The sequence below is a fragment of the Cryobacterium fucosi genome (genome assembly GCF_004403515.1).
GTDB classification, from domain to species: domain Bacteria; phylum Actinomycetota; class Actinomycetes; order Actinomycetales; family Microbacteriaceae; genus Cryobacterium; species Cryobacterium fucosi.
Map to the genome: position 1 here is coordinate 1 of NZ_SOHH01000120.1, position 4,085 is coordinate 4,085.

The 4,085-nt window shown below is 71.2% G+C and carries 4 protein-coding genes and 1 pseudogene; 2 read left to right on the forward strand and 3 right to left on the reverse strand.

Going from position 1 to position 4,085, the window contains the following annotated elements; translation table 11 throughout:
- The 3 genes from E3T48_RS16225 to E3T48_RS16235 form a co-directional block, all read right to left on the reverse strand.
- On the reverse strand, nt 1-1,368 hold a 1,368-nt coding region (locus E3T48_RS16225; protein ID WP_134525050.1), incomplete at its 3' end, for a DEAD/DEAH box helicase.
- Between the two features lie 267 nt (nt 1,369-1,635).
- Complete coding sequence (locus E3T48_RS16230) at nt 1,636-2,277, reverse strand: DUF1684 domain-containing protein (RefSeq protein WP_134525051.1); 642 nt, start codon at nt 2,275-2,277, stop codon at nt 1,636-1,638.
- Complete coding sequence (locus E3T48_RS16235) at nt 2,274-2,843, reverse strand: hypothetical protein (protein ID WP_134525052.1); 570 nt, start codon at nt 2,841-2,843, stop codon at nt 2,274-2,276. The genes E3T48_RS16230 and E3T48_RS16235 overlap by 4 nt, the downstream gene beginning before the upstream one ends.
- 43 nt (nt 2,844-2,886) lie before the next feature.
- Here E3T48_RS16235 and E3T48_RS16240 point away from each other — a divergent pair, with 43 nt between their 5' ends.
- Together E3T48_RS16240 and E3T48_RS16245 are read left to right on the forward strand one after the other, a co-directional pair.
- On the forward strand, nt 2,887-3,315 hold the full coding sequence (locus E3T48_RS16240) for an EVE domain-containing protein (RefSeq protein ID WP_241986885.1): 429 nt from the start codon (nt 2,887-2,889) through the stop codon (nt 3,313-3,315).
- Nucleotides 3,316-3,424: 109 nt separating this feature from the next.
- Nucleotides 3,425-4,085 (forward strand): annotated as a pseudogene (locus E3T48_RS16245) (hypothetical protein); the annotation flags it as partial.

Consider the following 4,085-nt stretch of genomic DNA (forward strand, 5'->3'; position numbering starts at 1 on the left):
GCCGGCCGGCACGGAGTCGCCGCCGCGGCCGCCGCGGGAATCGCGGCCACCATCGCGGCCACCACGGCCGCCGCTTTCGCGTTCGTCGCGCTTGCGCTGGGCGTTGGCGCCCTGCGAACGTCCGCCGCCCTGTGAGCGGCCGCCCTGCGACTGGCGCTGCGGCTGCTCGGTGCGGGGAAGCGGCTTGACGTACTCGGCGACGTCACCGACGAGCGCGGCGACGGCGGGGGAGTCCGCGTTCACGCGCTGCGGGGTCACCTTGATGGCGGCCTTGCGCAGGAGCGCGTCGGTGTCGCGGCGCTGTTCCGGAAGGACCAGCGTGACGACGTCACCGGCGCTGCCGGCGCGGGCGGTACGGCCGGAGCGGTGCAGGTACGCCTTGTGCTCGGCCGGCGGATCAACGTGGATGACGAGTTCGATGTCGTCGACGTGCACACCGCGCGCCGCGACATCCGTGGCGACGAGAACGCTCACGTCGCCGGCGCTGAACGCGGCGAGGTTGCGGTCACGAGCCACCTGGGACAGGTTGCCGTGCAGGTCGACGGCGGGGATCCCGGCCTCGGTCAGCGCCTTGGCAAGCTTCTTGGCGTGGTGCTTGGTGCGCATGAAGAGGATGCGACGTCCGGTGCCTGACGCGAGCTTCTCGATCAGGGCCTTCTTGGATTCGACACCGTCGACCTCGAAGACGTGGTGCGTCATGGCGGAGACGTGGCTGGTGGCCTCGTCGACGGAGTGCAGAACCTCGTTGTGCAGGAAGCGGCGCACGATCTTGTCCACGCCGTTGTCGAGCGTGGCGGAGAACAGCAGGCGCTGCCCGCTGTTCGGCGTCTTGTCGAGGATGCGCGTGACGACGGGCAGGAAGCCCAGGTCGGCCATGTGGTCGGCCTCGTCGAGCACGGTGATCTCGACGGCGTCGAGGCTCACGAAGCCCTGCTTCATGAGGTCTTCGAGGCGGCCGGGGCAGGCCACGACGATGTCGACGCCGGCCTTGAGGGCGGAGACCTGGCGGCCCTGGGACACTCCACCGAAGATGGTCGTCGTGTTGAGACCGTATGCCTCGGCCAGCGGGGTGAGCGCGTTGGTGATCTGGGTGGCGAGCTCGCGGGTCGGTGCGAGGATCAGGCCGAGCGGGCGGCCGGGTCGGCGCTTGCCGCCGGACAGCTTGCCGCCGAGGCGGGCGACCATCGGCAGTGCGAAGGCGAGGGTCTTGCCCGAGCCGGTCTTGCCGCGGCCGAGCACGTCGCGTCCGTTCAGGGTGTCGGGCAGGGTGTCGACCTGGATCGGGAAGGGGCTGTCGATTCCCTGCGCCGTGAGAACGGCAACGAGGGGAGCCGGCACGCCGAGCGTGCCAAAGGAGGATTCAGACAAAGTGGTGCCTTTCGGGCATCAGATTCCTCACGTGGACCGGTTGTGCGCAATGGCGGTGGCCGGATTCAGGAGGATTCACATGGCGAAGGTGCCGATGGGCACATCCGTTCGCCGTAAGAAGGTTTCATTCGCAAAATCCGGCCGGCCCACGAGTGGGCAGCCGAAGAAAGAAAGAAGAGGGCGTTCTACGACGCAGCAAACGCAACTACGCATTCGCAAGCTCCCACTCTAGCGGATGCTGTCAAGTCGCAGCCCGGGAACGATCCCTCAGTCGGGGCCGACGCCGGTGTACAGCTCGCCGACGGGCACCTCGACGGCCACGACGTTGCCGGCCTGGGGCAGCGGGCAGGCCCACATCGGGTCGTAGGCGCAGGACGGGTTGTAGGCGAAGTTGAAGTCGAGCACGAGGGTGTCGTCGTCGGCGCCCGGACCGAGGTCGGCGCCCTTGACGGTGTCGAGCAGGTACCGGCCGCCGCCGTACGTCCCGCCGGGCTTGCCGGCGAGGCCGTCCTTGACCGGCAGGAAGAGGCCGCCGCCATAGTTGGCCAGGCGCCACAGGTCGATCGCGCCGAGGTAGGGCAGGCGCACCGTGCCGACGAGGTCGAACGGCACCGTGCCGTCCGTGCCCGTGTCGACCTGGATCCGATGGGGCTGGTCGGCCCGGTGGACCTCCACCTCGAACCGCCAGTCGGGGTCGTAGGCCGCGACGGGCAGGCCGGTGAACGCGGCCCGGTCGTCGGGCATCAGCGGCGACGACGGATGCCCCGCGAACAGGTCGTCGCGCCCGCTGCGCCACAGCTCGTGGCCGGCCGCGGGGTCGTGCGCGCTGAGCTGGCGCACGCCGGCGTAGAGGCCGAACACCCGGCGCCGCCAGTCGGCGACCTGGAGGGCGCCGAGGGTGGTGGTCATTCGGTCACCCGGGACACGGCGTCGGCATCCGCCGTGGCCGACGCGTCCGCCTCCGCCAGCAGATCCGCCGGCAGGTCCACCCCGAGGTCGAGCTGCCAGGTCGGGGCCAGGCGCTTGAGCTGGCGCATCCGCCACTGCCAGAGCGCCCAGAAGACGGGCCAGCCGGCGAGGGTGAGCGCGCCGGTTCGGAAGATCAGCTGGTCGCGGAAGAGCGTCTTCCCGGTGCCGGCCGGGTCGGGGGCGACGGCCATCCGGTGGTCCCAGAGGGTGACCGAGGCGAGTGCGCCGGAGACGCCGCGGCCGGTGTCGCGCAGGATGCGCACCCCGTCCTTCCGGGTGGTCTCCATGGTGAGCCGGATCACCTGTTCGCCCATCGGCACCAGGCCGAGCGCGTTCAGGCCCACCGGGTGCTCGCCGGGCTCCCAGACGGTGGGGAATCCGTCGGCCCCCCGCGATTCGACGCTCACGACTGGCGAACTCACCTCCCGGAAGACGGCGGGGCTGCGCAGGGCGCGCCAGGCGGCATCCGGGGGGCAGTCGAGGATATCTTTCAGCAGAACACGCATGCCCCTAGTCTGTGGCGCAACCGGATGCAGTACAACTGAGAGGGTGGCAATTCGATACTGGCTGGGCGTCGCGCCGCGTGAGCAGGTGCTCCGCGGGGTCTCGATGGGGCTCGCGCAGGCGGGCCGCGGGTCGCGGGCCGCGCTCGAGGACATGCGCGAGTCCGACGGCGTGGTGTACTACTCGCCGAAGACCGACGCCGACGGCGAGACCCTGCGCGAATTCACCGCGATCGGGTGGATCGCCGAGGGTGGCGCCGGCCAAATCGGCCAGGCCGGGGCAGGTTCCTACCGGCCGTGGCGGCACCAGGTCGACTACGACACGGATGCCGTCGCCGCGTCGATCCGGCCGCTGCTCACCGTGCTCGAATTCACCCGGGACGATCCTGACTGGGGTTACCAGCTCCGCCGCGGCCTGATCGAGATATCCCGGCACGACTACGACCTGATCCGCCGCCAGATGCGGCGCGGCTGAGCGGTCATCCCCGTCGCATCCGGCGTCCTCCACGGCCACGGCGTAATGCGGTCAGGATCGGCGGTTTCGCTGCGGCGACAGTGCCGTGCCGTTGGCTAGACTCGCCGGTATGACTGGCGAACTGTGGTGGGTGCCCTCGGCCATCGTTCTCGGGGTGGTGTGCGTCGTCGCGCTGCTGCTGGTCGGGCTCGCCCGGCGCCGGGCCAGGGCCCGCGACCTCGCCCTGGCGGAGGCGGCCGCAGAACGTTCCCGTGCCGCCGCGATCGCGCTCGTCCGCGCCGACGACCTGATCGAGGCGAACGCCGACGAACTCGCCTTCGCGGTCGCCCAGTTCGGCGAGGGTGCCACCCGGGACTTCGCCACCGCGCTCGCCGTGTCCACCAGGCAGCTCAAGGAGGCCTTCGCGCTGCAGCAGAAGCTCGACGACGGCATCCCCGACAGCGAGACCGCGCGACGCCGCTGGACGGAGCAGATCGTCCAGCTCGCCGACGAAGCCACCGTCCGGCTCCAGGCCCAGACCCGCGACTTCTCCTCGCGCCGGGGCCTCGAACGGGATGCCCCGCTCCTGCTCGAGAAGCTGCAGCGCCGCCTCGACCGGGTTGCCGACCGTGTCGCCGCCGGGGCGGCCAGCCTCGCCCGGCTCTCCCAGACCTATTCGGCCTCCGCGCTCGCGTCGATCGGCGACAACGCCGTCCGGGCCCAGGCCGCACTCGACGAGGCGCGCGCCGCCACGGATGCCGCCGCGGCCCAGCTCGCCGCCGACGCGGCCC